Origin of the sequence: Nocardioides kribbensis (genome assembly GCF_015070375.1) — a bacterium.
Lineage (GTDB): Bacteria > Actinomycetota > Actinomycetes > Propionibacteriales > Nocardioidaceae > Nocardioides > Nocardioides kribbensis.
On the sequence record NZ_JADCLL010000001.1, the window covers coordinates 444,082 to 470,588 of the forward strand.

The following is a 26,507-nucleotide window of genomic DNA, read 5'->3' on the forward strand; positions in this document are numbered from 1 at the left end:
GGTCCGACGGACCGGCTCCGCGGCGGCGGGCTCAGAAGCCGAGCCGGCGCAGCTGGCGGGGATCGCGCTGCCAGTCCTTGGCGATCTTGACGCGCAGGTCGAGGTAGACCGGAGTGCCGAGCAGCGCCTCGATCTGCACGCGGGCGTCGGAGCCGACCTTGCGCAGGCGCGAGCCCTTGTGGCCGATCATGATCCCCTTCTGCGAGTCGCGCTCCACGAAGACCGACGCGTGGATGTCGAGCAGCGGGCGGTCCTCGGGGCGGTCCTCGCGCAGCCCCATCTCCTCGACCACGACGGCGATGGAGTGCGGCAGCTCGTCGCGCACCCCCTCGAGGGCGGCCTCGCGGATCAGCTCGGCCACGATCGCCTCCTCGGGGGCGTCGCTGAGCTCGCCGTCGGGGTAGAGCTGCGGGCCGGTCGGCAGCAGCGCGACGAGCAGGTCCTGGAGCAGCTCGACCTGGTCGCCGGCCTGGGCCGAGACCGGCACGATCTCGGCCCACTCGATGCCGGTCTCGGCGCCGAGCGCGGCGATGTCGAGCAGGTGCTGACCGATCTGCTCGGGCGTGGCGAGGTCGGTCTTGGTGGCGATGGCGACCTTGGTCGTGCGACGCACCTTGGCCATCTCGGCGACGATGAAGCGGTCCCCGGGCCCGATCTTCTCGTTGGCGGGGAAGCAGACGGCGACGACGTCGACCTCGGCCAGCGTGGTCTTGACCAGGTCGTTGAGCCGCTCGCCGAGCAGGGTGCGGGGGCGGTGCAGCCCCGGGGTGTCGACCAGCACGAGCTGGGAGTCGGTGCGGTGCACGATGCCGCGGACCACCGTGCGGGTGGTCTGGGGCTTGGAGGAGGTGATGACCACCTTCGAGCCGACCAGCGCGTTGGTCAGCGTGGACTTGCCGGCGTTGGGGCGACCCACGAAGGAGGCGAAGCCGCTGCGGAAGCCGGCGTTCCCGTCGGCACCGCCGCCCGCGCGGTGGTCGTCGAGGCGCTCGCCGGACGTGCGGCCCGACCTGCTGCCGGGGGTCGTGGGGGTCTCACTCATGTCGCGCCTCGTCGTAGTCGGCCCAGATCTGCTCGTCGGTCTTGCCCGCTGCCTTGCCGGCCCGCCAGATGGGGCCGGGGTCGACCGCGCGTGGCTGACGGGTGGCGCCTCCGCGCCAGTAGCCCATCACGTCGTAGGCCGTGCTGGGCAGCGACCGCTCGCGCATCAGGTGCTTGCGGATCGCCCGCATCTGCGAGGACTCCCCCGCCATCCAGAAGTATCCCTCGTCGGCGGGCCAGTCCAGCTCCTCGACGACCTCGGCCAGCCGGGAGCGGCCCTCGCCGGGCTGCGGCAGCCAGGTCACGTCGAGGCCCTCGGGCAGGTAGCCGGTCGGCACCTCGGGCACCTCGACCCAGATCCGGGTCGGCACCGCGGCCCTCACGCCGTCGGCCCGGGTGGTCGTCTGGGCGATGCGGGCCATGGCCGGCAGGGCGGTGAGGTCGCCGACCAGCATCAGCCAGGCCGCTCCCGCCGGCATGGCGAAGGAGCCCTTGGGCTCGGTGACCGTCACGGTCTCCCCCACCAGCTCCTCGGCCGGCCGTGCCGCCCACTCGGTGACCAGGCCGACGTCGTGCACGACGACGTCGAGCACGAGCTCGGTGCCGTCCCAGGAGCGCACCGTGTAGTAGCGGCTCTGGAACTGGCCCGGCACCACGAGGCCCACCCACTCGTCGGGCACGCCGGTCGAGACGAACCCGGCCAGACCGGGCCCGCCGAGGACCAGGCGCACGAGGTGGTCGCTGCGCTGCTCGCGACGCAGCACCACGGCGGCGTACTGCTGGGCGCGGGTGCTCACCGGACGAGGTTAGTCACCAGGTGGGCCGCAGTGGCAATCCGTCGGAGCCGTCCTCGCCGGTGCGCACCGCCAGCACCTGGTGCAGCTGGATCTCGTTGCGCTCGAAGCCGAGCCGCGAGCCGGCCATGTAGAGCCCCCACACCCGGGCCGTGCCCTCGCCGACCTCGGCCACGCACTCGTCCCAGTGCTCGACGAGGTTGGCGCACCAGTCGCGCAGGGTCATCGCGTAGTGGCGGCGCAGGTTCTCCTCGTGCACGACCTCCAGCCCCGCGTCCTGGGCGGTGGCGATGATCGTGCCCGACCCGGTCAGCTCGCCGTCGGGGAAGACGTAGCGGTCGATGAACGCCCCGGTCTCGGTGACCGCGTTGTCGTGGCGGGTGATGCAGTGGTTGAGCAGCCGGCCCTCGGGGCGCAGCCGCTCGCGCAGGAAGGAGAAGTACGCCGGGTAGTTGCGCACGCCGACGTGCTCGAGCAGCCCGATCGAGCTGACCGCGTCGAAGTCGGTCTCGAGCACCTCGCGGTAGTCGCTGTGGCGCACCTCGGCGAGGTCGCCCAGGCCGTCGCGGTCGATGGCCTCCTTGGCCCACGACGCCTGCTCGCGCGACAGCGTCACACCGAGCGCCTTCACGCCGTACTCCCGGGCGGCGTGGCGCACCATGCCTCCCCAGCCGCAGCCCACGTCGAGCAGGCGCTGTCCCGGCCTGAGGTCGAGCTTGCGGCACACGAGGTCGAACTTCTCGGCCTGCGCCTCCTCCAGCGAGGCGTCGGCGTCGGGGTAGACGGCGCAGGTGTAGGCCATCGAGGGGCCCAGCACGTGGCGGTAGAAGGCGTTGGAGACGTCGTAGTGGTGGCTGATGACCTCGGCGTCGCGCGTCAGCGAGTGGCGCAGGCCCTCCACGGCGCGCCGCCAGCGCGGCAGGTGCTCCTGCGGCGGGGGCGGCGGCGGCTTGAGGTGGCCCAGGCCGAGCCCGCGCACGAGGGTCACGAGCTCACCGGGGGTGGGCTTGCGGAAGCGCAGGTGGTTCTGCAGGAGCCGCATGACGGCGTAGGGGTCGCCGGGGTGCACGCCGTGCACGACCAGGTCGCCGGAGACGTAGGCGCGCGCCATGCCCAGGTCGCCGGGCGCGGTGAGCAGGTACGACAGCCCGCGCGGGGTGCGCAGCTCGAGGCCGAGCTCGGCGTCGGGCGGGCCCGCGACGGAGCCGTCGTAGGCCCGGAACCGCACCGGCATGCCGTCGCGCAGCAGGGTCTCGACCGCCTGGCCGATGGTGAGGGTGGATGTCGTGGAGCCGGTCACTGCCTGCGCACCGCCTTGTCGTAGAGGTGGGTGAGTCTGTCGTCGGGGTCGACGCGGGCCTTGACGGCGGCCAGGTGCGCCCCGTCGTAGAGCCGGTCGAAGGTCTCGCGGTCGTAGAAGGCCTCGGAGTAGAGGGACTTGTGCCCGCCGAGGCGGTGCACCTCGGCCTCGATGGCGCGGTTGGTCGGGCCGTCGTCGGCGTCGTCGCCGACGTGCACGGTGCCCCAGAAGCCGACGTTGACGTAGGTCTCACCGGGCTCGAGGGGGTAGGTGGGCCAGCGCCCGCCGCCGCTGGTGCCGCGGGAGACCAGCGGGCACAGCCACACCGGGCGCATGCCGACCTCGTCGTCGAACCACGCCAGGAAGTCGGGCAGCCGCTCGACCGGCACCTCGACGTCCTGCACCACCCGCTCGCGCCGCGGTCGGCCCGCGCGGGCGTCGAGGCGGTCGACCAGGCCGAGGCGCTGGTCGAGGCCGACGAGGCGGTGGTAGACGTCGGAGCGACGCCAGCGCCGCGGCCACAGGCGTCGTACGACGGGGCGCTGCACCCCGAAGGCCCCCGAGCACCAGAACCAGTCGGTGTCCCAGCGCCAGAGGTAGTCCTCGGTCGTCAGCACGTCGTGCTCGCGCTGCTGCAGGGAGCGGTAGAAGACCTGCTGGCCGGTGTAGTCCGACGCCGGACCGCCGGGTCGGTCGGTGAAGGTGGCCAGCGTGAGGTAGAGCTCGTCGGGGGAGAACGCGACGCCGTCGAGACCGTCGACCCGCACCCCGTCGTGCTCCCCCGACCCGACCACGGCCGCGATCCCCGCCGCCAGCTCCTTCGCGTCGGCGAAGCGCACGTGGCGCAGGGCCACGAAGGACGGCACCGCGACCAGCGAGATCCGCAGCCGCGTGGCGTAGCCCAGCGAGCCGTAGGAGTTGGGGAAGGTGTCGAAGAGGTCCTCACCAGGTCGGGTCGTGACGATCTCGCCGGCGCCGGTGAGCACGTCCATCTCCAGCACCGACTCGTGGGGCAGCCCGTGGCGGAAGCTCGTCGACTCCACGCCCAGCCCGGTGACCGCGCCACCGAGGGTGATGGTGCGCAGCTGCGGCACCACCTCGGGCACGAGCCCGTGGGCCAGCGTGGCCGCCACGAGGTCCTCGTAGGTGCACATGCCCTGCACCTCGGCGGTGCGCCGCCCGGGGTCGACCTCGATCACGCCGGTCAGGCCCGACACGTCGAGGCCCGGTGACGTGGTCGCGGTGCGGGGCCGGAACAGGTTGGAGGTGCGCTTGGCCAGCCGCACGGGGGCGTCGGGCGCCAGGTCCGCGTACGACGTCAGCAGGCGGGCGACCGCCTCCTCATGCTGTCTCCAAGCACCGCTCTCAGCCACCCGCCGCACGTTACTCCCGGGTCGTGTCGCCCGGGAGTCGGGTCCGTGTCGCCTCCCGTCGTACCGTGGCGGACGACACGGGGTGCCCGCCGACGCGGGCTGAGAGCAGACCCGTCGAACCTGATCTAGCTCGCACTAGCGAAGGGATGTCGCCGTGGACCAGCCACGCCCGATCCAGCCTGACCCGATCCGGCCGGACCCGATCCGGCCCGACCCCGCCCGGTGGCGCCCCGGCGGCGTCCTGCTGGTCGCCGACACCCGTGCCTGCCGGCCGCGGGGCGTGGTGGCCACGGTGGCCGCCGCCCTCGACGGCGGGGTGCGCTGGGTGCAGCTGCGCGCCAAGACCGAGCCGGACGGCGAGGTGCTCGAGCTGCTGGGCGAGGTGGCCGAGCTGTGCCGCGACCGGGCGCGCCTGGTGGTCGACGACCGCGTCGACGTGCTGCTCGCCGCGCGGGCCCGCGGCCTCGCGGTCGACGGCGTGCACGTGGGCCGGCGCGACCTGCCCGTCGACCTCGTACGCCGCCTCGTCGGCCCCGACGCGCTGGTCGGGCTGACCACCCCCACCCCGGCGCTGGCCGCCCGCGCGGGCGACCTGCCGCCCGGCACGGTCGACTACCTCGGGGTCGGCGCCTTCCGCGCGAGCACCACCAAGGCCGACCACCCGCCGGTGACCGGCGCGACCGGCCTCGCCGCCGTCGTGGCCGCGGCCGGGCGCCTGCCCTGCGTGGCGATCGGCGGCGTCGTCGCAGGCGACCTCGCCGCCGTGCGGGGTGCGGGCGCCGCGGGGGCCGCCGTCGTCGCGGCCGTCTGCGCCGACCCCGACCCGCGCCGCGCCGCCGCGGCCCTCGTCACCGCCTGGGGCACCCCGTGAGCCGCCCCGTCACCACCGCGGGGCGCCGGGCGCGACCGGGCCTGCGCGCCAGGGACCTGCCCCGCGTGCTCAGCATCGCCGGGAGCGACCCCAGCGGCGGCGCCGGCGTGCAGGCCGACCTCAAGAGCATCGCCGCCCACGGCGGCTACGGCATGGCCGCCCTCAGCGCCCTCACCGCGCAGAACACCCACGGGGTGCGCGCCGTGCACGTGCCCCCGCCGTCCTTCCTGCGCGCCCAGCTCGACGCGGTCTCCGACGACATCGTCGTCGACGCGGTCAAGGTGGGCATGCTGGCCCGCGCCGACGTGGTCGGCGAGGTCGCGGCCTGGGTCGACCGCGTCGCCCCTCCGCTGGTCGTCCTCGACCCCGTGATGGTCTCCACCAGCGGCCACCGGCTCCTCGACGCCGACGCCGAGGCCGCCGTGCGCGACCTGTGCGCCCGCGCCGACCTGCTGACGCCCAACCTCGCCGAGCTGGCGGTCCTGGTCGACCGGCCCGCGGCACCCGACTGGTCGGGAGCGCTCGCGCAGGCGGCCGAGCTGTCGGCGCGCACCGGCGCGGTCGTGCTGGCCAAGGGAGGGCACCTGGCGCGCAGCGCCTGCGACCGCGGCGGGGAGGCCGGCTGTCCCGACGCCCTCGTGGACGCCGCCGCGACGCCGGTGGTGCCGGGCGGCCTGCTCGAGCTGCCGGGACGGCGGCTGGCGAGCACCGGCACCCACGGCACGGGCTGCTCGCTGTCGGCGGCGATGGCCACCCTGCTGGCCCGCACGGCCGACTGGGCCGGCTCGGCGCGCACGGCCAAGACCTGGCTCCGCGGCGCCATCGAGCACGGGCCGGAGCTGGAGGTCGGCACGGGCCACGGTCCCGTGCACCACCTGCACGCGTGGTGGGCCGCGGCCCCGTGACCCCGGCCCCGGCGCGGCTCAGGTGGTCGTGGTGCCCAGCAGGGTGCCGCGGGCGTCGCCGCGGTGGACCACGACCCCGGCCCCGGCCAGGTCGCGCACGGCGGCGAGGTCGGTGTCGGCGACCGCGTCGGCGTCGGTGAGCACGACGACGGCCTCCAGCCCCTTCGAGCCCGAGGCCACCGCCATCGCCACGCAGACCCCGACGGCCGACACGGCCAGCGAGGGCAGCGCCACCGTCGCGGCGGCGTAGGTGCGTCCGTCGGAGTCGCGGACCGCCGCGCCCTCCGCGGCGCCGGTGCGGGCCCGGGTGGCGCGCGCCAGGGTCACCAGCTTGCGGTCCTCGGCGGAGGTCTCCTCGGTGCGGGGCTCAGTCATCGTGCTCCTCGTCGTCGTGGGCGGGGTCCTGCGGGGGCACGCGGCTGATCAGCACGGTGCCGATCCGGTTGCGCCGCCCGGTGGTCTGCTCGGCGGTGAAGCGCAGGCCGTGGGCCTCGACCTCGGAGCCGGCGATCGGCACCAGACCGAGGTGCTTGGCCATGAGGCCGCCGACGGAGTCGACGTCCTCCTCCTCGACCCGGTGGCCGAAGAGCTCGTCGAGGTCGTCGACGGGATAGCGGGAGGAGACCCGGAACACGTCGTCGCCGAGCACCTCCACCTCGACCTCCTCGACGTCGTACTCGTCGGTGATCTCCCCGACGATCTCCTCGAGGATGTCCTCGATGGTGACGAGCCCGGCAGTGCCGCCGTACTCGTCGACGACCACCGCGACGTGCTGGCGCCGCGCCTGCATCTCGGTGAGGAGCGCGTTGACCGGCTTCGACTCCGGCACCCAGTGCACCGGGCGCATCACCTCGTCGATGCGCTGGGTGAGCGCCACCTCGGGGGCCTCGAAGTCGCGGCGCACGATGTCCTTGAGGTAGGCCATGCCGACGATGTGGTCGACGTTCTCCTCCACCACGGGCACGCGGGAGTAGCCCGAGCGCAGGAAGAGCGAGAGCGCCTGGCGCAGGTCCTTGTGGCGCTCGAGGAAGACCACGTCGCCGCGGGGCACCATGACCTCGCGCACCGTGGTGTCGCCGAGCTCGAAGACGGAGTGGATCATCTTGCGCTCGCTGGTCTCGATCACCGAGGACGCCTCGGCCAGGTCGACGAGCTCGCGCAGCTCGGTCTCGGTGGAGAAGGGACCCTCCCGGAAGCCCCGCCCCGGGGTGATGGCGTTGCCGACCGCGATCAGCAGCCGCGGCAGCGGGCCGAGGACACCCGTGATGACGGCCAGCGGGCCGGCCGACAGCAGCGCCACGGTCTCGGCGTGCTGGCGTCCCACCGTGCGCGGGGCCACCCCGACGGCGACGAAGGAGACCACCAGCATCACGAGGATCGCCGTGACGACGCTGCGCCACCACGCGCCGTCGTAGGCCTCGTCGATCTGGTCGGCGACCAGCACGATGGCCGAGATCTCGCACAGCAGCCGCAGCAGCAGAGCGGTGTTGAGGTAGCGCGGCGGGTCCTCGAGCAGGACGACGAGCCGGCGCGCGCCGGGGCGCCCCTCGGCGAGCAGCTCCTCGGCCCGGGCGCGGGAGAACGACGCGAGCGCGGCCTCGGCCGCGGAGAACACGCCGGCGAGGACGACCAGGGCGGCCGCCGTCGCCAGCAGCCCGAGATCGCCCGAGGTCACCGCCGTGTCACCGCGAGCGCCAGCCGGCGAGGAGCTGGTCCTGGAGACCGAACATCTCCCGGTGCTCCTCGGGCTCGGCGTGGTCGTAGCCGAGCAGGTGCAGGATGCCGTGGGTCGTCAGCAGCTCCAGCTCGGCCAGCGTGCCGTGCCCGGCCGTCTCGCCCTGCCGCTCCGCGACCACCGGGCACAGCACCAGGTCGCCGAGCACGCCCTCCTCGGGCTCCTCGTCGACCAGCCCCGGACGCAGCTCGTCCATCGGGAAGGCCAGCACGTCGGTGGGGCCCTCCTTCTCCATCCACTGCTCGTTGAGCTGGGCGATGGTGTCCTCGTCGACCGCCTTGATGCACAGCTCGGCGAGGGGGTGCACCCGCATGGCGTCCATGACGTAGCGGCTCAGCGCGGCCAGGTGCGCCACGTCGAGGCCCCGGCCGGACTCGTCGAGGACCTCGATGCTCATCTCGCTCACCGCCCGGGGTGGCCCGCGCGGGACCGCTCGGAGCGTGCGCTCTCGGTGCGGGCGTCGAACTCGTCGTAGGCCGCGACGATCTTGCCGACCAGCTTGTGGCGCACGACGTCGCTGCTGGTGAGGCGGTTGAAGGAGATGTCCTCGACGCCGTCGAGGATGCCCTCGATGATCCGCAGCCCCGACTTCGTGCCACCCGGCAGGTCGGTCTGGGTGATGTCGCCGGTGACCACGATCTTCGAGCCGAAGCCCAGCCGGGTCAGGAACATCTTCATCTGCTCCGGCGTCGTGTTCTGCGCCTCGTCGAGGATGATGAAGGAGGAGTTGAGGGTGCGACCGCGCATGTAGGCCAGCGGCGCCACCTCGATGGTGCCGGCCGCGAGCAGCTTGGGGATCGACTCGGGGTCCATCATGTCGTGCAGCGCGTCGTAGAGCGGGCGCAGGTAGGGGTCGATCTTCTCGCTCAGCGTGCCCGGCAGGTAGCCCAGGTGCTCGCCGGCCTCGACGGCCGGACGGGTCAGGATGATCCGGGTGACCTCCTTCGACTGCAGCGCCTGCACGGCCTTGGCCATGGCGAGGTAGGTCTTGCCCGTGCCGGCCGGGCCGATGCCGAAGGTGATGGTGTGCTTGTCGATGGAGTCGACGTAGCGCTTCTGGTTCAGCGTCTTGGGCCGGATCGAGCGACCGCGGTTGCTGAGGATGTTCATGCTCAGCACGTCGGCGGGGCGCTCGGTGGTCTCGGCGCGCAGCATGCCGAGCACGCGCTCGACGGTCTCGCCGGTGACGCCCTGGCCGGTGCGGATGATCGTCACCAGCTCGTCGAGCAGCCGCTCGGCCAGCGCGACCTCGCCGGGCTCGCCGAGGAAGGTGATCCGGTTGCCCCGCACGTGGATCTCGGCGTCGAAGGCCCGCTCGATGAGGGCGAGGTGCTCGTCGCCGGCCCCCAGGAGGCTGACCATGTTGATGCTGTTCGGGACGACCACGGTGTGCCGGGTCTGGTGGGCGACGGACGGGCTCTGCGGGGCGTCGAGGTCGCGGGGGGTGCTCTCGGTCATGGATGCCCCGGTCGGGGCGCCTCTCGTGGTCGGCGGTGCGGCCGTTCCATCGTACGGCGCGCCGCCCGACCAGCCCAGCGGGTTCCTCGCTGGGAGCCGCGGGCGCGGCGTACGGTGGGCGCATGGCCGGTCCGGACGCGCACGTCGAGCAGTGGCCCGACGAGGACCCCGACGACCACGACGACGACACCGAGCCGTACTGGTTCCCCGGGCAGCACCTCCCCGGCCACGCCCGGGGCATGGGGCTGACCCACCACACGCAGGAGGGGGCGCTGCTCGACTTCGCGGGCTCGCTCGACCCCAGCAAGCCGCTGCACAAGATCACCGCCTGGGTGATGCTCGTGGTCTTCGGCCTGCCGGTCTTCTTCTACGTGCTGCGCCTCGTGCTCGCCGTCCTGCCCGGCTGACCGGGCGCGCCGGCCCGGGTCCGCCCCGCCGACCGGCTCAGCCGGGCGGCCAGGTCATCGAGCGACCCGCGAGCAGGTGCAGGTGGGTGTGGAAGACCGTCTGACCCGCGTCGGCGCCGGTGTTGAAGACCAGGCGGTAGTCGTCGTGGCCCTCGGCCGTGGCCACCGCGGCCGCGGTCGTCACCAGCTCGGCCGAGGCCTGCGGGTCGCCCGCGGCCAGCTCGGCGGCGTTGGCGTGGTGCTCGCGCGGCACGACGAGCACGTGGGTCGGCGCCTGGGGGTTGAGGTCGCGGAAGGCCACCGTGCGCTCCGTGACGTGCACCACCTCGGCCGGCACCTCCCCCGCCACGATCTTGCAGAACAGGCAGTCGGCCACGGGGCCCTCCATCGGTGGGGTACGTCGGGCCCCGGCGGGACCGCTCGGTCGTGCCTCCGGCGCAACCCCGGGGGCGCCCCGAGCGTCTCACCTGCGCCGACCCCGCACCAGCACCGACCCGACACGCGAGCCCCCCGCCTCCAGCGCTGGACCGGCTCCCACCCCGAGGATGGACCCATGACCGCTTCCCCCTGGACCCGTCTCGCCACCGTCGGTGGCACCCTCGCCCTCGGTGCCTGCGTGCTCGCGGGCTGCGGCGCCGACGACGACACCGCCGGCGACCCGACGGCCTCCGACAGCGCCACCGCCTCCACGACCCCCTCGGAGTCGCCCAGCGGCAGCGAGGAGCCCACCACCTCCCCCAGCGCCAGCGCCCCGACCGCCAGCGCCTCCGAGGAGCCGAGCCAGGACCCCGGCTCGGAGACGGTGCCGACCTACTTCGTGGCCGACGCCCCGCAGGGCCCGCGGCTGTTCCGCGAGTTCCACCAGGTCTCCGGCGACCCGCTCCAGGCCGCCGCCGACCTCGTCACCACCGGCGAGGCCACCGACCCCGACTACCGCTCGCTCGTGCCCGCCGGCACCTTCTCCTCCGTCTCCTACGACGGCGACGCCTTCGTGGTCTCCCTGCCCGACGCCTCGTGGGCCGAGCGCGGCGGCCTGTCGGCGCGCGAGGCCCGCCTCGCGGTGCAGCAGGTGGTCTACACGCTGCAGGGGGTGCAGCAGGAGCGGGCGCCGCTGCGCGCGGAGCTCGACGGCGAGCCCTCCACGCTCTTCGGGGTCGACACCTCCGCGGGCGTCAAGCAGGCCCCGCAGCTCTCGGTGCTGGGCCTGGTCAACGTCACGGCGCCCGAGCAGGGCGCGACCCTGTCGGGCACGGTCACGGCCTCGGGCCTGGCCAGCTCCTTCGAGGCGACCGTGCCGTGGGAGGTGCGCGACGCCTCCGGCGAGGTCGTGCTCGACGGGTTCGCCACCGCCGACGGCTTCATGGGCCGGCTCTTCCCGTGGACGACCGAGGTCGACCTGTCCTCGCTGGAGCCCGGCGACTACACCTTCGTCGCGTCGACCGACGACGCCGGCGGCGAGGGCCCCGGCCCCACCGAGGACTCCAAGGACTTCACCGTCGGCTGACCAATCCACCGGCAGCACGACTCCGAAGCACCAGGGCAGACGCTCCGGCCTCGTGGCGTGGGGGCCTTTTCCGGGTCCGGACCGTCTGCGGCGCTCGACCCCGGCCTCACACATCGAGGCCGGGGTCGAGCCGTCTCCGGAGCCCGCGCCGGGACAGAACCGGGGGAAGTCCGCCCAGGGCGGCGGAGACGACGGGGACGGTACCCCGCCGACAGCGCGAGTACCCAACTTGACGTCGGCCCCGCGAGGTGGTGGGGCTCAGCCCCAGCGAGGCGTGGCCGCCAGCAGTGCCGCGACCGCGGCGAGCCCCGCGGTCGACGTGCGCAGCACCTCGGCGCCCAGGCGCACCGAGCGGGCGCCGGCCGCGACGAGGGCCGCGACCTCCTCCTCGGTCAGGCCGCCCTCGGGGCCGACGACCACGACGAGGCGCCCGGCGGCCGGCACGCTCAGCGCCGAGAGCGCCTCGGTGGCCTCCTCGTGCAGCACGACGGCCAGGTCGGCGGCCGCGACCAGGGCGCAGACGTCCTCGGTGCGCGCGAGCGGGGCGACCTGCGGGTGCCAGGGGCGGCGCGCCTGCTTGGCGGCCTCCCGGGCCGTGGCCCGCCAGCGCGCCAGCGACCGCTCGGCCCGCTCGCCCTTCCACACCGCGACCGACCGCGCCGCGGCCCAGGGCACCACCTCCGCGACGCCGACCTCGGTCAGCACCTCCACGGCCAGCTCGCCCCGGTCGCCCTTGGGCAGGGCCTGCACCACCGTGACCGACGGCGCGGGCTCGGGGTGGTCGGCCACCTCCTCCACGACGGCCTCCAGCGACCGCTTGGCCGTGGCCGTCACGGCGGCCACGACACTGCGTCCGCGGCCGTCGGTCAGCACCAGACGCTCACCGACACGCATCCGGCGTACGGCGACGGCGTGGTGGGCCTCGTCGCCCTCGAGCGCGACGGGCGCCCCCACCCGGGCGTGGGCGAGGGTCTCGACGAGGTGCACCGGCAGCGTCACGACCGGCTCAGTGCGGGTTGAAGGCGTCGCGCAGGCGGCCGAAGACCGACTTGGTGCCGGGGCGCACCGACCCCGTGGGGGCCTCCTCGCCCCGCAGCGCGGCGAGCTCGCGCAGCAGCTCCTCCTGCCGCGCGTCGAGGCGACCGGGGGTCTCGACGGCGATGGTGACGACGAGGTCGCCCCGGCCGCCCCGCAGTCCTGGCACGCCGCGGCCGCGCAGCACCTGCTCGGTGCCCGACTGGGTGCCGGGGCGGACCTCGATCTCGAAGCTGGTCTCCAGCTCGGTGGGCTCGTCAGGGTCGGCCACGACGTCGGCCTCCAGGGTCGGCAGCGTGATCGTGGTGCCGAGCGCGGCCGCCGTCATCGGCACCGTGACGGTGCACTGGAGGTCGTTGCCGTGGCGGCGGAACGTCGGGTGCTCGGCCACGTGGATCTCGACGTAGAGGTCACCGGCGGGGCCGCCGCCCGGCCCGACCTCGCCCTGCTCGGTCAGCTGCACGCGGGTGCCGGTGTCGACGCCCGCAGGGATCTTGACCGTCAGCGAGCGACGCGAGCGCACCCGGCCGTCGCCGGAGCACTCCCGGCACGGGTCGGGGATGATCGTGCCGAAGCCGCGGCAGGCCGCGCAGGGGCGCAGCGTGCGGATCTCGCCGAGGAACGACCGCTGCACCTGGGCGACCTCGCCCTGGCCCCGGCAGGTCTCGCACGGCACCGGCTGGCTGCCCGGTGCGGCGCCGTCGCCGTGGCAGGTCGAGCACAGCACCGCGGTGTCGACCTTGATCTCGCGGGTGACGCCGAAGGCGGCGTCGGCGAGGTCGACCTCGAGGCGGATCAGCGCGTCCTGCCCCCGACGAACGCGCGGGCGCGGACCACGGCCCTGGCCACCGCCCTGACCGCCGCCTCCGAAGAACGCGTCCATGATGTCGGTGAAGGAAAACCCGGCACCCTGCCCGAAGCCGGCCTGCCCGCCCCCACCGAAGGGGTCTGCGCCGCGGTCGTAGGAGGAGCGCTTCTGCGGGTCGGAGAGCACCTCGTAGGCCATCGAGACCTGCTTGAACTTCTCCTGCGACTCGGGGTCGGGGTTGACGTCGGGGTGCAGCTGGCGCGCCAGTCGGCGGTAGGCCTTCTTGATCGCGTCGCCGTCCGCGTCGCGGGCGACCCCGAGGAGGTCGTACAGGTCCTGGCTCACTGATGGTCCTTCGTCGTCGTCCGGGTGGTGCGTGCTGGTCGTGCGTCGTGCTCTGGCGTGCTGGTCTGGCGTGCTGGTCTGGTGGGGCGCGGGCGCTCGGGGGCGCCCGGGTGCGGGGCGGGCCCGCGGGCCGGGCCGGTGAGGGCGTGCTCAGGCCTCGTCGAGGATGCGGGAGACGTAGCGGGCGACCGCGCGCACCGCGGCCATCGTGCCCGGGTAGTCCATGCGGGTGGGACCCACGATGCCGAGCGTGGCCAGCGACTCCTCGCGGGGGCCGTAGCCGGTGGAGACGACGCTGGTCGAGGACAGCTCCTCGTAGGGGCCCTCGGCGCCGATGCGCACCGTGACGAGGCCGCCGGTGCCCGACTCCCCCAGCAGCTTGAGCAGCACGACGTGCTCCTCGAGGGCCTCGAGCAGCGGGCGCACGGCCGAGTCGAAGCTGTCGCCGTACCTCGCGAGGTTCGCTGCGCCGCCGACGGCGACGCGGGCGTCGTTGCGGTGGTCGCTCATCGAGTCCACGAGCACCTCGACCACCTGCACGGTGGCTGCGCTCGGGCCCCGGCCGTCGGGCTCGCCGGCCTCGCCCAAGGCGCGCAGGGCCACGAGGGCCTCGGCGATGGTGGCGCCGGTGACGGTGCGCAGCACCAGCGAGCGCAGCTCGGCCAGCTCCTCGTCGGCGAGCTCCCCCTCGAGCTCGACCACGCGCTGCTCGACGCGCCCAGTGCTGAGGATCAGCACGACGAGCAGCCGGTGGGCGCCCAGCGAGACCAGCTCGACGTGGCGCACGGTGGAGCGCGACAGCGTGGGGTACTGCACCACGGCCACCTGACGGGTCAGCTGGGAGAGCAGCCGCACGCTGCGCTGCACGACGTCGTCGAGGTCGACGGCGCCGTCGAGGAAGGTGGAGATGGCCCGCCGCTCGGCGGTGCTCATGGGCTTGACCGTCGTGAGCCGGTCGACGAAGAGCCGGTAGCCCTTGTCGGTCGGCACGCGGCCGGCGCTGGTGTGGGGCTGCGTGATGTAGCCCTCGTCCTCCAGCACGGCCATGTCGTTGCGCACGGTGGCCGAGGAGACGCCCAGCCCGTGCCGCTCGACGAGCGCCTTGGAGCCGACGGGCTCGTCGGTGGCGACGTAGTCCTCCACGATGGCTCGCAGCACGGCGAGCCTGCGGTCCTCCTGCATCCCGCCTCCTCCCGCCGGCCCGGTCCGGGGCCCCTGGCACCCGGCCGCGCTCGATTGGCACTCGATTCCGTGGAGTGCCAACTCTACAAGGTCGGGCCCCTCACGGCAGCCCGGGCGTGGCCCGCGTCGGGCCGCCGGGCGTCCGTGCTCCGGCGCGTGTGGCGGACCCGACTCGGAGAGCCCCTCCCCCGGAGGACGCGGGTAGGTTAGGCTCACCTAACTACGACCACCCGTCACGGCGTCCGCCCCAGGACCGCCCGCCGATCGGAGGCAGCATGACCGCCGAGAGCTCGACCCGTCCCCTCCACGACCCCTTCCTGGTCGCGGCCGAGGCGCGCGCGGTGCTGTCGTGCGCCACCGACGCCGGTCTGGTCGTCGAGGGCGCCCCCGACGTGCTGCGCGACGACACCCTGGGCATGGCCGAGCGCGACGGCGTGCCGACCTTCACCTGCTCCCCCGACGGCGACCTCGCCCTGGCCGCCGCCCGTGGCGCCGGGGCCGTGCTCACCGTCGACAGCGCCCTCGCCGGCCCCGCCGGCGCGCGCCCGCCCTCGGTGACGGTCTCGGGCCGCCTCGCCCTGGCCGGCCTCGAGGCCTGCCCCTGCTGCGAGGACGAGCGGCAGGTCGTGCGCCTGGTGCCCGAGCAGGTGGCCCTCCAGCTCACCGGCCCCGACGGCGCCGGCACCTCGCTGGCCGTGCCGGTCGAGGAGTACGCCGCACCCGCCCACGCGCTCAACCGCGGCTACCTGCAGCGCTGCGTGGAGCACGCGGGCCGCTGCCACCCCGAGGAGCTGCGCGCCTCGGTCGCCCTCGCCGCCGGGGTGCCCGTCGAGCGCCTCATCGCCGCCGAGCTGGCCGACCTCACCGCCGGCGGGGTCGACGTGCGCTGGATCGACGACGCCGGCGCCCACGTCACCCGCCTGGTCTTCCCCCGCGCCGCGCGCTCGCCCGTGGAGCTGGCCGCGATGCTGCGGCGCGAGCTCGGCGCCGGCATCTGCTGACCCCGCCGACCCTCGCGCGGTCGGGATCGCCCGGTCGGAGCGGACAGCCGGGGTCCTGAGCCGCCGAACCAGCGCCATTGCGTGGCGGCCACGCCTCGGGGCCCACCGGTCTGCGTGATCCGCGACCACCCCGACGGCCCCACCCTGCTCAACCAGCGCAATTGCGGAGGGGGCAGGGCGCAGGGCTCACCGGTTTGCGTGATCCGCGACCACCCCGGCAGCCCCAGCCTGCTCAACCAGCGCAATTGCGCAGCGCTCACGCCTCCACGCCCACCGGTTTGCGCGATCCGACACCACCCCGACGGCCCCAGCCTGCTCAACCAGCGCAATTGCGCAGCGCGCACCCCTCGACGCCCACCGGTTTGCGTCATCCGCGACCACCCCGACGGCCACACCCTGCTCAACCAGCGCCATTGCGCAGCGCGCACGCCTCGGGGCTCGCCGGTCTGCGTGATCGGAGACCACCCCGACGGCCCCAGCCTTCTCAACCAGCGCAATTGCGCAGCGCGCTCCGCGCCCCGCACCCCGCGCCCCGCGCCCCGCGCCCCGCGCCCGGCTAGGTTGAGCCGATGGGCTTCGAGGAGATCGCCGACCGCGTCTGGGTCTCACGGCGCGCGTGGTGCGACGTCAACGTCACGGTGGTGCGCGGTGAGCGCGGCCTGGTGGTGGTCGACACGCACGGGTCGCTGGCCTCGGGCCGCGCGCTGGTCGACGACGTCCGTGCGCTCGGCCGGGGCGAGGTGGTGGCCGTCGTGACCACCCACGACCACTACGACCACGCCTTCGGCACCGGGGCGTTCCTCGAGGCCTGGGGCCCCCTGCCCGTGCACGCCCACGAGACGGCCGCCGCACTGCTCACCGAGGCCGCCCGGCGCGGCACGGGCGACTACCGCGGCGAGCACGCCGAGGAGGTCCACGCGACCGAGGTGGTCGTGCCCGACCACGTGTTCTCCTCCGCCGCGGTGCTGGACCTGGGCGACCGCGCCCTCGAGCTGGTCCACCCCGGGCGCGGTCACACCGCGGGCGACCTCGTGGTGCGGGTGCCCGACGCCGACGTGCTGCTGGCCGGCGACCTCGTCGAGGAGGCGCCGCCCGCCGGTGCCGGGGACGGCGCGGTGCCGGCGTACGGCGCCGACTCGTTCCCGCTCGAGTGGCCCTGGAGCCTCGACGTCGTGCTGTCGCTGACCACCGCTCGCTCGGTGGTCGTGCCCGGCCACGGGTCGCCGGTCGACCGCGACTTCGTCGAGGTCCAGCGCAACGAGATCGGGCTGGTGGCCACCGAGATCCGCGACCTGGTGGCCCGCGGCGTGCCCGAGGCCGAGGCCCTGGCCACGGGGTCGTGGCCCTACCCCGCCGCGACCCTCGCCGACGCGGTCGCCCGCGGCTACTCCCAGCTGCCGCGCACCCCGCGCCGGCTCCCCCTCGTCTGACCCGCTCCCCGGTCCCAACCCGTCACCACCCCGCCGGGCGGTCGACCGCCCGCCCGCCCGCGCACTAGCGTCGCCCCATGAGCGAGACCCCCGACGAGCCCACGACCGGCATCTCCGACGACCAGCTGCCCGAGGACCTCGTGCCCGGCGACGACAACCCCCTCGCGGAGGGCCTGCCCGCCGGCGAGGACGCCGGCGACCTCCTCCACGACGGCAAGCCGGCCGCGGAGTCCGACGGCGACGACGACGGTGAGGAACCCGACACCCAGCACTGACCGGCGCGCCGGGCCGACGCGCGGCGACGGGCGTCCTAGCCTGCTGCGATGAGTGATCGGTACGGCGGCGACGTGCTCTCCGGCGACTGGCGCGCCCCGAAGCGGGGCCGCGCGGTCGAGGCGCCCGCCGAGCTCGGAGCAGTGGTCGAGGAGGTCACCACCGACTGGGTCGGCGAGATCGTCGCCGTCGACCGGGACCTGCACACGCTGACGCTGGAGGACCGCCGCAGCAGGCGGCGCACCTTCCCCCTGGGCCCCGGCTTCCTGCTGGAGGGGCGCCCCGTCATCCTCGTGGCCCCGGCCCGCAAGGGTGCCCCCGCCGCCCCGACGCGCACCGCGTCGGGCTCGGTCGCCGTGCCGGGGGCGAAGGCGCGTGTCGCGCGGCAGAGCAGGATCTTCGTCGAGGGCCGCCACGACGCGGAGCTGGTGGAGAAGGTCTGGGGCGACGACCTGCGCATCGAGGGGGTCGTCGTGGAGTTCCTCGGCGGCGTCGACGACCTCGCCGACCACCTGGTCGACTTCAGGCCCGGGCCGCAGCGGCGCGTGGGCGTGCTGGTCGACCACCTCGTGCCGGGGTCGAAGGAGAGCCGCATCGCCCAGGGCATCGCGCGCTCGGCGGTGGGCAAGCACGTCCTGATCGTCGGCCACCCGTTCATCGACGTCTGGCAGGCGGTGAAGCCCGACCGCCTGGGGCTGGCGGCCTGGCCGACGATCCCGCGCTCGGTGGAGTGGAAGAAGGGCGTGTGCCAGCACCTCGGCTGGCCGCACCGCGACCAGGCCGACATCGCGCGCGCCTGGAAGCACATCCTGGGCAAGGTGGCCTCCTACGACGACCTGGAGCCGGCCCTGCTCGGTAGGGTCGAGGAGCTGATCGACTTCGTCACGGTCGACTGACCGCGACCGGCACCAGGAGGCCCCATGTCCCAGCCGCCCTTCGGCCAACCGCCCTACGGCCAGCAGCCCTACGGTCAGACGCCCTACGGTCAGACCCCGGGGCCCGACGGCCTGACCCCCGACGAGCGCACCTGGGGCGGTGCGGCGCACTGGTCGGCCCTCGTCGCGGCCTTCGTGGCCCTGTCGTTCCTCGGCCCGCTGCTCGTGCTGCTCCTCAAGGGCGGCACCTCGCCCTACGTGCGACAGCAGTCGGTCGAGAGCCTCAACTTCCAGCTCTCCATCCTCATCTACGGCGTCGTGTCGCTCGTGCTCGCCCTGGCGCTGGTGGGCTTCCTGCTGCTGCCGGTGGTGGGGCTGGTCTGGCTGGTGTTCACCGTCATCGGCTCGGTGCGCTCGGCGCGCGGCGAGCTCTACCGCTACCCGCTGACCATCCGCATGGTCAGCTGAGCAGGTCGCGCACCACGCCGTCGGCGACGAGGCGCGCCGCGTCCTCGAGCACGACCCGGTCGCCCTCGAGCCGCACGAGGCCCCGCGAGCGCAGCCCCGGCAGGGCGGCGGCGCCGGCGTCGTCGAGCACGTCGAGCGGGAGGCCCTCGCGCAGCCGCAGCTCCAGCAGCACCCGCTCGACGCGACGGTCCTCCGGTGAGAGCACCTCGCGCGCGTGAGCCGGACTCAGCCCGGCGCCGATCCGCTCGGCGTAGGCGACGGGGTGCTTGACGTTCCACCACCGCACGCCCCCCACGTGGGAGTGGGCGCCGGGACCGACGCCCCACCAGTCGGCCCCGGTCCAGTAGAGCTCGTTGTGGCGGCAGCGGTGGGCTCCGCTGGCCGGCATGCCCCGGGCCCAGTTCGACACCTCGTACCACCCCAGCCCGGCCGCGACCAGCCGCTCGTCGACGAGGGCGTACTTGTCGGCCAGGTCGTCCTCGTCGGGCATCGGCAGCTCGCCGCGGCGCACCCGGCGGGCCAGGGCGGTGCCGTCCTCGACGATGAGCGAGTACGCCGAGACGTGGTCGGGCTCGCAGGCCAGGGCCGCGTCGACCGAGGTGGCCCAGTCCTCCAGGCTCTCCCCGGGGGTGCCGTAGATCAGGTCGAGGCTGACCTGCTCGAAGCCGGCCTCGCGGGCCCACGCGACCGCCGCCGGCACGCGGCGGGGGTCGTGGGTGCGGTCGAGCACCCGCAGCACGTGGCCCACCTGCGACTGCATGCCGAAGGAGACGCGGTTGAGACCCAGCTCGCGCAGCCGAGCCAGGTCGGCGGCGTCGACGCTGTCGGGGTTGGACTCGGTGGTGATCTCGGCGTCGGGGGCCAGCCCGAACTCCTCGGCGACCGCCTGCACCACCGCCCCGAGGTCGTCGGGGTCGAGCAGCGTGGGGGTGCCGCCGCCGAAGAAGACCGTCGACACGGGCAGGTCGACCTCGCCGAGGACCCGTCGCGCCTGCCGGACCTCGGCCACCGCCGCGGCGGCGTACGTCGAGCGCGAGGCCCCCGGGGCGCCCCCGGCGGGGCCGAGCTCCTCGGCGGTGTAGGTGTTGAAGTCGCAGTAGCCGCAGCGCACGGCGCAGAAGGGCACGTGGACGTAGAGGCCGAACGGGCGACGGCCCAGACCGGCCAGGGCGGCCTCGGGCAGGGACCCGTCGGCGGGGACGGGATCGCCGTCGGGCAGGGCGGAGGGCATCTGGCCATCCTCCCACCCGGGGCCCGGGCGGCTCGGCGGCGGCTCGGACCCGGAGGGCTCAGATGGGGACGTTGAGGGTCAGGGTGTAGCCCTCGGCCACCGACCCGGTCGCCTTCGCCAGCTGCAGCGAGTAGCCGTCGGAGAAGACGTTGTCGCTGTCGAGGCTGGTCTGGGCCATGTTCGTGACGCTCTGCTCGTAGCCCTCGGCCTCGGCGTAGACGGCGTCGGCGACGTCCTGGGGGATGGCCAGCTGGCTGGTGCGCAGCTTGTTGGAGGCGCTCGTGGCGTCCTCGAGGCTGGGGTAGACCTCGAAGTGCACGTGGGGCCAGCGACCCGAGTAGGCGGCGGGGAAGATGGTGGTGAACTCCACCCAGCCCTTCTCGTCGGTCTCCTGGACCCCGCGCAGGTAGTTCTCCTCCGCGATGGACTCCGAGTACATCGAGTACTCCCCGTCGCGGTCGCAGTGCCACACGTAGACCGCCGCCCCCGACAGCACCTCGGCCTCGTCGCCGGTGAGGTCGTAGACCTTGAGGCGCAGCGTCGTGGGCACCCCCTCGGCCACGCCCGAGGCGGAGCCGAAGCTGCGGGTGATGTCGGAGCGCACGACCCCCGACTCCGTCAGCACGTTGACGCCGTTGGACCCGTCGCCGGGGTAGGGACCGGCGGTCTCCTCGGGGATCTCGCCCCCGGCGACCTCCACCTCGGACCCGGCGGGCGCCGCGCCGCCGGGCCCGCCCTCCGGCGGGGTGCCGCCCGCGGTGCTGCTCCCGGCGCTGCTCGTCGAGTCGGCGTCGGCGGAGCACGCCGCGAGCGCCGTGGCCGCGCCCACGCCACCCACCGCGGCGAGGAAGCGGCGCCGCCCGAGACGGTTGCGCTCCACGATCCGGGGCAGGTCGTGGCTCAGGCCCAGGTCGTGGTCCTCGAGGTCGCCCTGGTGGTCATGGTGGTGGTCGTGGCGCTGGTGCGGGGTCATGGCTCTCCTCGGAAGACGGAACGGGTGCCGGCGGTCTCCCGCCGGCACCCATTCGAGTCGTCCTGCCTGTGCGCCCCCTGTGGGGAGCCTGCGCTCAGGAGTAGAAGGAGGCGATCCTCTCGGAGTTGTTGCTCTCCACCACGTTGCGCTTGACCTTCATCGAGGGGGTCAGCTCGCCGGACTCGATGGTCAGGTCGTGGTCGAGCAGGTCCCACTTCTTGATGGTCTCCCAGCGGTTGAGCCGCTCGTTGAGCTGGTCGACGTAGCCCCCGACCATCGCGCGGACCTTCTCCGAGCGCACGATGTCGGTGTAGGAGGCGCCCGACATCCCGTTCTCCTCGGCCCACGTCGCCATCGCGTCGGGGTCGAGGGTGATGAGGGCGACCACGAAGTTGCGCTCGTTGCCGAAGACCAGGAACTGGCTGGCGTAGGGGCACAGGGCCTTGAACTTGGCCTCGATCGCCGAGGGGGCGATGTACTTGCCGCCCGAGGTCTTGAAGAGGTCCTTGATCCGCCCGGTGATGGTCAGGAAGCCCTCGGCGTCGAGGCTGCCCTTGTCGCCCGTGCGCAGCCAGCCGTCCTCGGTGAACGCCTTGGCGGTCTCCTCGGGCAGGTTGTGGTAGCCAGCCATGATGTGGGGGCCGCGGATCTGGATCTCGTCGCCCTCCCCGATGCGGATCTCGCTGCCGGGCATGGCCTTGCCGACGCTGCCGATGCGGTAGTCGTCGGGGTGGTTGACCGCCGCGCCCGCCGAGTTCTCCGTCAGGCCGTAGCCCTCGAGGATGAGGATGCCGGCGGCGTGGAAGAAGTCGGCGATCTCGGAGTTGAGGGCGGCGGAGCCGGAGATGAAGAACTTCACGCGGCCGCCGAAGCGCTCCCGGACCTTGCTGTAGACCAGCTTGTCGAAGAGGCCGTGCTGCACCCGCAGCGCCAGCGGGACAGACTTGCCCTCGCGCTTGAGGCGGTCGACGGTCGTGCCGACCTCGAAGGCCTTGGTGAAGATCTTCTCCTTCGCGCCACCCTCCGCGGCCTGCATGGTGACGATGCGGGCGTGGGCCTTCTCGAAGATGCGGGGGGCCGCACCCATGAAGGTCGGCTTGACGACGCCGAGGTTGTCGACGATGCGGTCGACGCGACCGTCGATGGCGGTGGCGAACCCGCAGGCGAGCTGGGCCGAGAGCAGCACCTTGCCGAAGGAGTGGGCCATCGGCAGCCACAGGAACTGCAGGTCGGTCTCGTCGAGGATCCCCTGCTCCTTGATGAGCGCACCCTGGTAGACCCAGCCGCGGTGCAGCAGGCGCACGCCCTTGGGGCGCCCGGTCGTGCCCGAGGTGTAGATCAGCGTGGCCAGCTGGTCGGCCGGGATCGCCTCGGCGGTGCGACGGATGACGTCGGGGTGCTCGGCGAGGTAGGCGTCGCCGCGCGCGGCGAGCTGGTCGAGGCTGAGCACGCCCTCGCCGTCGGCGGCACCGTCGAAGGTCACGACCGTGCCGAGGGCCGGGAGCTCGCCGCGGTGCTCGGCGATCTTGGCCAGCTGCTCGTCGTCCTCGGCGAAGACGACGCGGCACTCGGCGTCGCTGAGGATGTACGCCGTGTCCTCGCTGTTGGTCGTGGGGTAGACCGTCGTGGTCGCACCGGCCGCGAGCATGATCGCGAGGTCGGCCAGGACCCACTCGTAGCGCGTGCTCGAGGCGATGCCGACGCGCTGCTCGGGCTCGATGCCCAGCGAGAGCAGGCCGGCGGCGAGCCGGGAGACCAGCTCGCCGGTCTGGCGCCAGGTCACCGACTCCCAGGCCTCGCCGACCGGGAACCGGTAGGCCTCGCTGTCGGGCGAGGTGGCCACCCGGTCGAGGAACAGCAGGGCGACGTTGGGTGTGAGGTGATCGACGAAGCCGGGGTCGATGGTGGCGGGCATTGACGCTCTCCTGCGGTGGACGACGACAGTGTCCGTAACCTACGTCACGTCGTGACCCGTCAGTAACCGGATCCCCCCAGGCGGTCCGTGTCGGGTCAGGCTTTACCCGGGAAGCGCGCCCCCGGCGGCCCAGCGCTCGGCGGCGAGCCGCGCCTCCGGCACCAGGTCGGGCACCTCCAGCAGTCGGGGCAGCAGCGTCCGGTCGAGGTGCACGGCCCGGAACATCAGCGCGACGGTCACGCCGTGCCCGGGCCGGTGGCGCACCCGCACCTCGTCACCGGCGGCCAGCGTCCCCTCCCCCAGCACCCTGAGGTACGCGCCGGGGCGGCCCCGCTCGGTGAAGCGCCGCAGCCAGGCCTCGGCGGGCAGCCCGCAGTGGTCCATCCAGCCGCTCAGGGTGCGGCACGGGGTGCGGGGCGAGCGCACCTCCAGCACGACCTCCCCCACCTCCCAGCGCTCGCCGATCTCGCAGGCGTCGACGTCGAGCCCGCTCAGCGTGAGGTTCTCCCCCAGCTGCCCGTCGGGCAGGTCGTGGCCCAGCTCCGCGGCCCAGTCGTCGATCGCCTCGCGGGCGTAGGCGTAGACGGCCTTGTCAGGACCCCCGTGGTGGCGGCGGTTCGACACCTCGTCGCCCACCAGCCCCGCCGCCGTGGCCCGCACCCGACCCACGACCGGGGTCTTGTCGATGGAGGTGCGCCCCGTGGTCGCCCACGGCGCCGCGCGGGGACGACCCACGTTGACCGACCGCACCACCGCCACGTCCCCATCGTGCCAGTCCGGGATCCGGCACGCGGCGCCACGCCGTGTGACACGTCACGCACCCTGCTGGTTTCGACCGGGCCAGCCGGGATAGGTTGGGTGGTGTCATACCGGGGGGTATCAGTTACATGCGTCTTCACATGGACGACGTCGTGCCAGGACTGGCCAGCGTCACACCATTGCTCATCGCCGCCGACCTGCTGGCCGTCACCGGCGCCAGTCTCGCCGTCGCCGACTCCGTCACGCTCGTCACCGTGCTGTGCGCGGCCGTCGGCGGCGCCGTGGTCAGCCGGGGCCTCAGCCTCCAGCGCTCACGACTCGTGCTGTCGGTGCTGGAGGACCTGCCGGCCCTCTGCCTGACCGCCCTCGCCTCCACGCTCCTGCTGCTGGCCACCAGCGGCCTCGACGTGGGCGACGGCGGAGCGGTGCTCGGCCCGGTCGCGGCCTTCGCGGCCACGACGCTCGGCCTGCTGGCGACCCTGCGCGGGGTGGCGTACACGCTCGTGCGGGCCGGGCGCCGGCGCGGTGTGCTCTCGCACCCCGTCGTCATCGTCGGCACCGACGGCGTGGCCCGGCGCCTCGCGACGGCCCTGCTCGCCGACCGCAGCCTCGGGCTGCACCCCGTGGGGTTCGTCGACGACGACGTCGAGACCGCCCTCGACCTGCCCGTGCCCCTGCTCGGCGCGCTCGGCGACCTGCCCCACGCGATGCGGGCCCTCGACGTCAACGACGTCATCTTCGCCTTCGGCAACGCGCCCGACGAGCGGGCGCTGGCCCTGGTGCGCTACTGCCAGAGCCAGGACCACCAGGTCTTCGTGGTGCCGCGCTTCTACGAGATGATGGGCCTCGACCGCCCCAGCCGCATCGAGGTCGTGCGCGACGTCGCCGTCGTGCGGCTGCGTCGCTGGCGGGTGCGGCCCCACGCCCTGCTCGTCAAGCGGTGCTTCGACGCCACCCTGTCGGCGGCCGCCCTGGCCGCCCTCGCCCCCCTCATGCTCGGCATCGCGCTCGCGGTCCGGCTCGAGACCGGGCCGGGCGTCATCTTCCGCCAGGTGCGCGTGGGCCGCGGCGGTCGCACCTTCGAGCTGATGAAGTTCCGCTCGATGAAGCCCGCCGACCCCTCCGAGAGCGCCACGGCGTGGAACATCGACAACGACCACCGCATCGGCCCGGTCGGCCGTTTCCTGCGCCGCACCGGTCTCGACGAGCTGCCCCAGCTGGTCAACATCCTGCGCGGTGACATGAGCCTGGTCGGCCCGCGCCCCGAGCGGCCCTACTTCGTCGAGCAGTTCTCCCGCGAGACCCGGGGCTACGGCCACCGTCACCGGGTGCCGATGGGCCTGACCGGCTGGGCGCAGGTCAACGACCTGCGGGGCGACACCTCCATCGACGACCGGGTGCGGGCCGACAACTACTACATCGAGAACTGGTCGCTGTGGGGCGACGTCAAGATCGTGGTGCGCACCGCGCGCACGCTCGTGCGACCCCAGCCCGCGGCCACGCCGGCCTCGGTCGGCCCCACGACCGCCGACCACGGGACGGGGGACGACCGGACCGCCGAGGTCACCGTCGACCCGGCCGTCGTACGTCGCATCGACGGCGCGCAGCGACCGCCCACCGGGCAGCGGGGCTCCGAGGGGTCGCCCGAGTCGGTGCGTCGCGGCGCCTGACCCGGCACCGACGGGCCGTCGGGCTCCCGCTCAGGCGCGGTTGCGCGACGCCATCAGGCTCAGCGACAGGCGGGCCACGCGCCGGGCGGCCTCGGCGGCGTCGCGCTCGGCGCTGACGTGGTCGTAGCCCGCCCACCCCTCGTCGTCGGCCCGCGCGGGGTCGAGGAGTCGCTCGACGAGAGCCGCGGCGAGGGCGTCCGGGTCGCCGGGCGGCACGAGGGCCCCCACACCGTCGACCACGCCCTCGGCGATCCCCGGCACGTCGGTGGCCACGACGCTGCGTCCGCTCGCCATCGCCTCGAGCGGCGCGAGGGCCATGCCCTCGTAGCGCGAGGGCACGGTCACGACGTCGGCCGCCGAGAGCCAGTCGGGCACGTCGACGCGGGCGCCGACGAAGACGACCCCGCCGAGGCCGCTGGCACGCCGGCGCAGGTCGGCCTCGTCGGGCCCGGCGCCGACGAGCACCAGCTGGGCACCCGGCACGGCCTCGAGGACCGACGTCCAGGCGTCGAGCAGCCCGTCCTGGCCCTTCTGGTGGCTCAGCCGCCCCACGCACACGACCGTCGGGGCCTCGCGCAGGCCCAGGCGCGCACGCGCCTCGACCCGGTCCTCGGGGCTGGTGGGGCCGAAGCGTCGCAGGTCGACCCCGTTGGGCACGACGGTCACCTCGGCGCGCACGCCCGCCGCCTCGCCCACGAGCCGCTCCCCCTCGCCGACGCACACGACCTGGTCGGTCCACCGCACGGCGAAGCGCTCCCACCGCAGCGCCAGCCGGCTCGACGTGCCGGACCCGGCCTGGAAGGACCAGGCGTGGGGCTGGAAGACGGTCGGCACGCGCCGTCGCACCGCCAGCCGACCGGCCAGGCCGGCCTTCGAGCTGTGCAGGTGCACCAGGTCGGGACCGAGCCTGGTGACCAGCGCGGACAGACGGGCGGTCTCCTCCAGGGTCGCGACGCCGGGCTCGCGACCGGCGCGCCACCACGCCACCTCGGCGCCGGCCTCGCGGGCCGCGTAGCCCAGCCAGCCCTCCGAGGGGCAGGCCACGCTCACCCGCCAGCCCCGGGCCAGCTGCTCGCGCACGTAGCCCAGCAGCACCTCGGCCGTGCCCTCGCTCGTCGGCACGCTGACGTGCAGCACGTGCGGACGGCCCGGCG

The 26,507-nt window shown here is 74.2% G+C and carries 27 protein-coding genes and 1 riboswitch; of the genes, 10 read left to right on the forward strand and 17 right to left on the reverse strand.

Features of this window, described 5'->3' with window-relative positions; all coding sequences use genetic code 11:
- Positions 1–31: 31 nt before the first annotated feature.
- Genes era through IR170_RS02165 form a run of 4 tightly spaced genes read right to left on the reverse strand, consistent with a single transcriptional unit; the run spans position 32 to position 4,508 of the window.
- The gene (era, locus tag IR170_RS02150) at positions 32–1,042 is read right to left on the reverse strand and encodes a GTPase Era (RefSeq protein WP_193661031.1); all 1,011 of its coding nucleotides are present in this window, start codon (positions 1,040–1,042) and stop codon (positions 32–34) included.
- The gene (locus IR170_RS02155; protein WP_193661032.1) at positions 1,035–1,838 is read right to left on the reverse strand and encodes a siderophore-interacting protein; all 804 of its coding nucleotides are present in this window, start codon (positions 1,836–1,838) and stop codon (positions 1,035–1,037) included. Before IR170_RS02155 ends, era begins: the two co-directional genes overlap by 8 nt.
- Before the next feature lie 13 nt (positions 1,839–1,851).
- Positions 1,852–3,135 carry a class I SAM-dependent methyltransferase gene (locus tag IR170_RS02160; protein WP_251533325.1) on the reverse strand — a complete coding sequence of 428 codons (1,284 nt, stop codon included), beginning with the start codon at positions 3,133–3,135 and terminating at the stop codon, positions 1,852–1,854.
- Positions 3,132–4,508 (reverse strand): FAD-binding oxidoreductase, encoded by a 1,377-nt coding sequence (locus IR170_RS02165; protein WP_193661033.1) that lies wholly within the window; start codon positions 4,506–4,508, stop codon positions 3,132–3,134. Before IR170_RS02165 ends, IR170_RS02160 begins: the two co-directional genes overlap by 4 nt.
- Positions 4,509–4,576: 68 nt before the next feature.
- Positions 4,577–4,672, forward strand: a riboswitch (TPP riboswitch).
- Here IR170_RS02165 and thiE point away from each other — a divergent pair.
- Positions 4,663–5,379 (forward strand): thiamine phosphate synthase, encoded by a 717-nt coding sequence (gene thiE, locus IR170_RS02170; protein WP_319804873.1) that lies wholly within the window; start codon positions 4,663–4,665, stop codon positions 5,377–5,379. (Overlaps the previous riboswitch by 10 nt.)
- Positions 5,376–6,284, forward strand: coding sequence for a bifunctional hydroxymethylpyrimidine kinase/phosphomethylpyrimidine kinase (thiD, locus tag IR170_RS02175; RefSeq protein WP_319804874.1), 909 nt, complete (start codon positions 5,376–5,378; stop codon positions 6,282–6,284). Before thiE ends, thiD begins: the two co-directional genes overlap by 4 nt.
- 18 nt (positions 6,285–6,302) lie before the next feature.
- On the opposite strand, the gene IR170_RS02180 is transcribed toward thiD, so the two are convergent.
- Genes IR170_RS02180 through IR170_RS02195 form a run of 4 tightly spaced genes read right to left on the reverse strand, consistent with a single transcriptional unit; the run spans position 6,303 to position 9,477 of the window.
- Positions 6,303–6,659, reverse strand: coding sequence for a cytidine deaminase (locus IR170_RS02180; protein ID WP_193661034.1), 357 nt, complete (start codon positions 6,657–6,659; stop codon positions 6,303–6,305).
- Positions 6,652–7,959 carry a hemolysin family protein gene (locus IR170_RS02185; protein ID WP_193661035.1) on the reverse strand — a complete coding sequence of 436 codons (1,308 nt, stop codon included), beginning with the start codon at positions 7,957–7,959 and terminating at the stop codon, positions 6,652–6,654. Before IR170_RS02185 ends, IR170_RS02180 begins: the two co-directional genes overlap by 8 nt.
- Positions 7,960–7,966: 7 nt before the next feature.
- Entirely contained in the window at positions 7,967–8,416 is a 450-nt protein-coding gene (gene ybeY, locus IR170_RS02190) for an rRNA maturation RNase YbeY (RefSeq protein WP_193661036.1), read from the reverse strand.
- 5 nt (positions 8,417–8,421) lie between these two features.
- Positions 8,422–9,477 carry a PhoH family protein gene (locus IR170_RS02195; protein ID WP_193661037.1) on the reverse strand — a complete coding sequence of 352 codons (1,056 nt, stop codon included), beginning with the start codon at positions 9,475–9,477 and terminating at the stop codon, positions 8,422–8,424.
- 122 nt (positions 9,478–9,599) lie between these two features.
- On the opposite strand from IR170_RS02195, the gene IR170_RS02200 reads away from it, so the two are divergent.
- Positions 9,600–9,884, forward strand: coding sequence for a hypothetical protein (locus IR170_RS02200; RefSeq protein WP_193661038.1), 285 nt, complete (start codon positions 9,600–9,602; stop codon positions 9,882–9,884).
- A gap of 37 nt (positions 9,885–9,921) precedes the next feature.
- Here the strand turns inward: IR170_RS02200 and IR170_RS02205 are convergent, their stop codons facing one another.
- Positions 9,922–10,260 carry a histidine triad nucleotide-binding protein gene (locus tag IR170_RS02205; protein WP_251533339.1) on the reverse strand — a complete coding sequence of 113 codons (339 nt, stop codon included), beginning with the start codon at positions 10,258–10,260 and terminating at the stop codon, positions 9,922–9,924.
- A 177-nt stretch (positions 10,261–10,437) separates the two neighbouring features.
- Here IR170_RS02205 and IR170_RS02210 point away from each other — a divergent pair, with 177 nt between their 5' ends.
- Positions 10,438–11,388, forward strand: a complete 951-nt coding sequence (locus IR170_RS02210) for a Gmad2 immunoglobulin-like domain-containing protein (protein WP_056864207.1) — start codon at positions 10,438–10,440, stop codon at positions 11,386–11,388.
- Between the two features lie 258 nt (positions 11,389–11,646).
- On the opposite strand, the gene IR170_RS02215 is transcribed toward IR170_RS02210, so the two are convergent.
- From IR170_RS02215 to hrcA, 3 genes are all read right to left on the reverse strand, one after another.
- Entirely contained in the window at positions 11,647–12,387 is a 741-nt protein-coding gene (locus tag IR170_RS02215) for a 16S rRNA (uracil(1498)-N(3))-methyltransferase (protein WP_193661039.1), read from the reverse strand.
- 7 nt (positions 12,388–12,394) lie between these two features.
- Positions 12,395–13,576, reverse strand: coding sequence for a molecular chaperone DnaJ (gene dnaJ / locus IR170_RS02220; RefSeq protein WP_193661040.1), 1,182 nt, complete (start codon positions 13,574–13,576; stop codon positions 12,395–12,397).
- 150 nt (positions 13,577–13,726) lie between these two features.
- Positions 13,727–14,758: a heat-inducible transcriptional repressor HrcA gene (hrcA, locus tag IR170_RS02225; protein WP_056903889.1), complete on the reverse strand. Its 1,032-nt coding sequence runs from the start codon at positions 14,756–14,758 to the stop codon at positions 13,727–13,729.
- A gap of 275 nt (positions 14,759–15,033) precedes the next feature.
- Between hrcA and IR170_RS02230 the strand changes: the two genes are divergently transcribed.
- The 5 genes from IR170_RS02230 (at position 15,034) to IR170_RS02250 (ending at position 18,805) form a co-directional block, all read left to right on the forward strand.
- Positions 15,034–15,759 carry a hypothetical protein gene (locus IR170_RS02230; RefSeq protein WP_193661041.1) on the forward strand — a complete coding sequence of 242 codons (726 nt, stop codon included), beginning with the start codon at positions 15,034–15,036 and terminating at the stop codon, positions 15,757–15,759.
- A gap of 569 nt (positions 15,760–16,328) precedes the next feature.
- Positions 16,329–17,189 (forward strand): MBL fold metallo-hydrolase, encoded by an 861-nt coding sequence (locus tag IR170_RS02235; RefSeq protein ID WP_193661042.1) that lies wholly within the window; start codon positions 16,329–16,331, stop codon positions 17,187–17,189.
- 77 nt (positions 17,190–17,266) lie between these two features.
- Positions 17,267–17,464, forward strand: a complete 198-nt coding sequence (locus tag IR170_RS02240; RefSeq protein WP_193661043.1) for a hypothetical protein — start codon at positions 17,267–17,269, stop codon at positions 17,462–17,464.
- Positions 17,465–17,512: 48 nt separating this feature from the next.
- A complete protein-coding gene (locus IR170_RS02245) occupies positions 17,513–18,358 on the forward strand; it encodes a DUF3097 domain-containing protein (RefSeq protein WP_193661044.1) in 846 nt (281 codons plus the stop codon).
- Between the two features lie 24 nt (positions 18,359–18,382).
- On the forward strand, positions 18,383–18,805 hold the full coding sequence (locus tag IR170_RS02250; RefSeq protein ID WP_082500244.1) for a DUF4870 domain-containing protein: 423 nt from the start codon (positions 18,383–18,385) through the stop codon (positions 18,803–18,805).
- Here IR170_RS02250 and hemW read toward each other — a convergent pair.
- The 4 genes from hemW to IR170_RS02270 form a co-directional block, all read right to left on the reverse strand.
- A complete protein-coding gene (hemW, locus tag IR170_RS02255; protein WP_193661045.1) occupies positions 18,798–20,036 on the reverse strand; it encodes a radical SAM family heme chaperone HemW in 1,239 nt (412 codons plus the stop codon). The two genes, IR170_RS02250 and hemW, sit on opposite strands and share 8 nt — an antisense overlap.
- Positions 20,037–20,094: 58 nt before the next feature.
- Positions 20,095–21,009 (reverse strand): intradiol ring-cleavage dioxygenase, encoded by a 915-nt coding sequence (locus IR170_RS02260; protein ID WP_193661046.1) that lies wholly within the window; start codon positions 21,007–21,009, stop codon positions 20,095–20,097.
- Between the two features lie 94 nt (positions 21,010–21,103).
- Positions 21,104–22,924, reverse strand: a complete 1,821-nt coding sequence (locus tag IR170_RS02265; protein ID WP_193661047.1) for an AMP-dependent synthetase/ligase — start codon at positions 22,922–22,924, stop codon at positions 21,104–21,106.
- A 102-nt stretch (positions 22,925–23,026) separates the two neighbouring features.
- Positions 23,027–23,683 (reverse strand): MOSC domain-containing protein, encoded by a 657-nt coding sequence (locus IR170_RS02270; protein WP_319804875.1) that lies wholly within the window; start codon positions 23,681–23,683, stop codon positions 23,027–23,029.
- A gap of 140 nt (positions 23,684–23,823) precedes the next feature.
- Here IR170_RS02270 and IR170_RS02275 point away from each other — a divergent pair, with 140 nt between their 5' ends.
- Positions 23,824–25,353, forward strand: a complete 1,530-nt coding sequence (locus IR170_RS02275; protein ID WP_193661048.1) for a sugar transferase — start codon at positions 23,824–23,826, stop codon at positions 25,351–25,353.
- A gap of 30 nt (positions 25,354–25,383) precedes the next feature.
- On the opposite strand, the gene IR170_RS02280 is transcribed toward IR170_RS02275, so the two are convergent.
- Positions 25,384–26,490: a glycosyltransferase gene (locus IR170_RS02280; protein ID WP_319804876.1), complete on the reverse strand. Its 1,107-nt coding sequence runs from the start codon at positions 26,488–26,490 to the stop codon at positions 25,384–25,386.
- Between the last annotated feature and the right edge of the window lie 17 nt (positions 26,491–26,507).

Excerpts from the sequence above, each read along its gene's own strand:
- era (WP_193661031.1), bottom strand. The coding sequence starts at position 1,042 with ATGAGTGAGACCCCCACGACCCCCGGCAGCAGGTCGGGCCGCACGTCC.
- IR170_RS02180 (WP_193661034.1), bottom strand. The coding sequence starts at position 6,659 with ATGACTGAGCCCCGCACCGAGGAGACCTCCGCCGAGGACCGCAAGCTG.
- ybeY (WP_193661036.1), bottom strand. The coding sequence starts at position 8,416 with ATGAGCATCGAGGTCCTCGACGAGTCCGGCCGGGGCCTCGACGTGGCG.
- IR170_RS02195 (WP_193661037.1), bottom strand. The coding sequence starts at position 9,477 with ATGACCGAGAGCACCCCCCGCGACCTCGACGCCCCGCAGAGCCCGTCC.
- IR170_RS02200 (WP_193661038.1), top strand. The coding sequence starts at position 9,600 with ATGGCCGGTCCGGACGCGCACGTCGAGCAGTGGCCCGACGAGGACCCC.
- IR170_RS02210 (WP_056864207.1), top strand. The coding sequence starts at position 10,438 with ATGACCGCTTCCCCCTGGACCCGTCTCGCCACCGTCGGTGGCACCCTC.
- hrcA (WP_056903889.1), bottom strand. The coding sequence starts at position 14,758 with ATGCAGGAGGACCGCAGGCTCGCCGTGCTGCGAGCCATCGTGGAGGAC.
- IR170_RS02230 (WP_193661041.1), top strand. The coding sequence starts at position 15,034 with ATGACCGCCGAGAGCTCGACCCGTCCCCTCCACGACCCCTTCCTGGTC.
- IR170_RS02235 (WP_193661042.1), top strand. The coding sequence starts at position 16,329 with ATGGGCTTCGAGGAGATCGCCGACCGCGTCTGGGTCTCACGGCGCGCG.
- IR170_RS02240 (WP_193661043.1), top strand. The coding sequence starts at position 17,267 with ATGAGCGAGACCCCCGACGAGCCCACGACCGGCATCTCCGACGACCAG.
- IR170_RS02245 (WP_193661044.1), top strand. The coding sequence starts at position 17,513 with ATGAGTGATCGGTACGGCGGCGACGTGCTCTCCGGCGACTGGCGCGCC.
- IR170_RS02250 (WP_082500244.1), top strand. The coding sequence starts at position 18,383 with ATGTCCCAGCCGCCCTTCGGCCAACCGCCCTACGGCCAGCAGCCCTAC.
- hemW (WP_193661045.1), bottom strand. The coding sequence starts at position 20,036 with ATGCCCTCCGCCCTGCCCGACGGCGATCCCGTCCCCGCCGACGGGTCC.
- IR170_RS02260 (WP_193661046.1), bottom strand. The coding sequence starts at position 21,009 with ATGACCCCGCACCAGCGCCACGACCACCACCATGACCACCAGGGCGAC.
- IR170_RS02265 (WP_193661047.1), bottom strand. The coding sequence starts at position 22,924 with ATGCCCGCCACCATCGACCCCGGCTTCGTCGATCACCTCACACCCAAC.
- IR170_RS02275 (WP_193661048.1), top strand. The coding sequence starts at position 23,824 with ATGGACGACGTCGTGCCAGGACTGGCCAGCGTCACACCATTGCTCATC.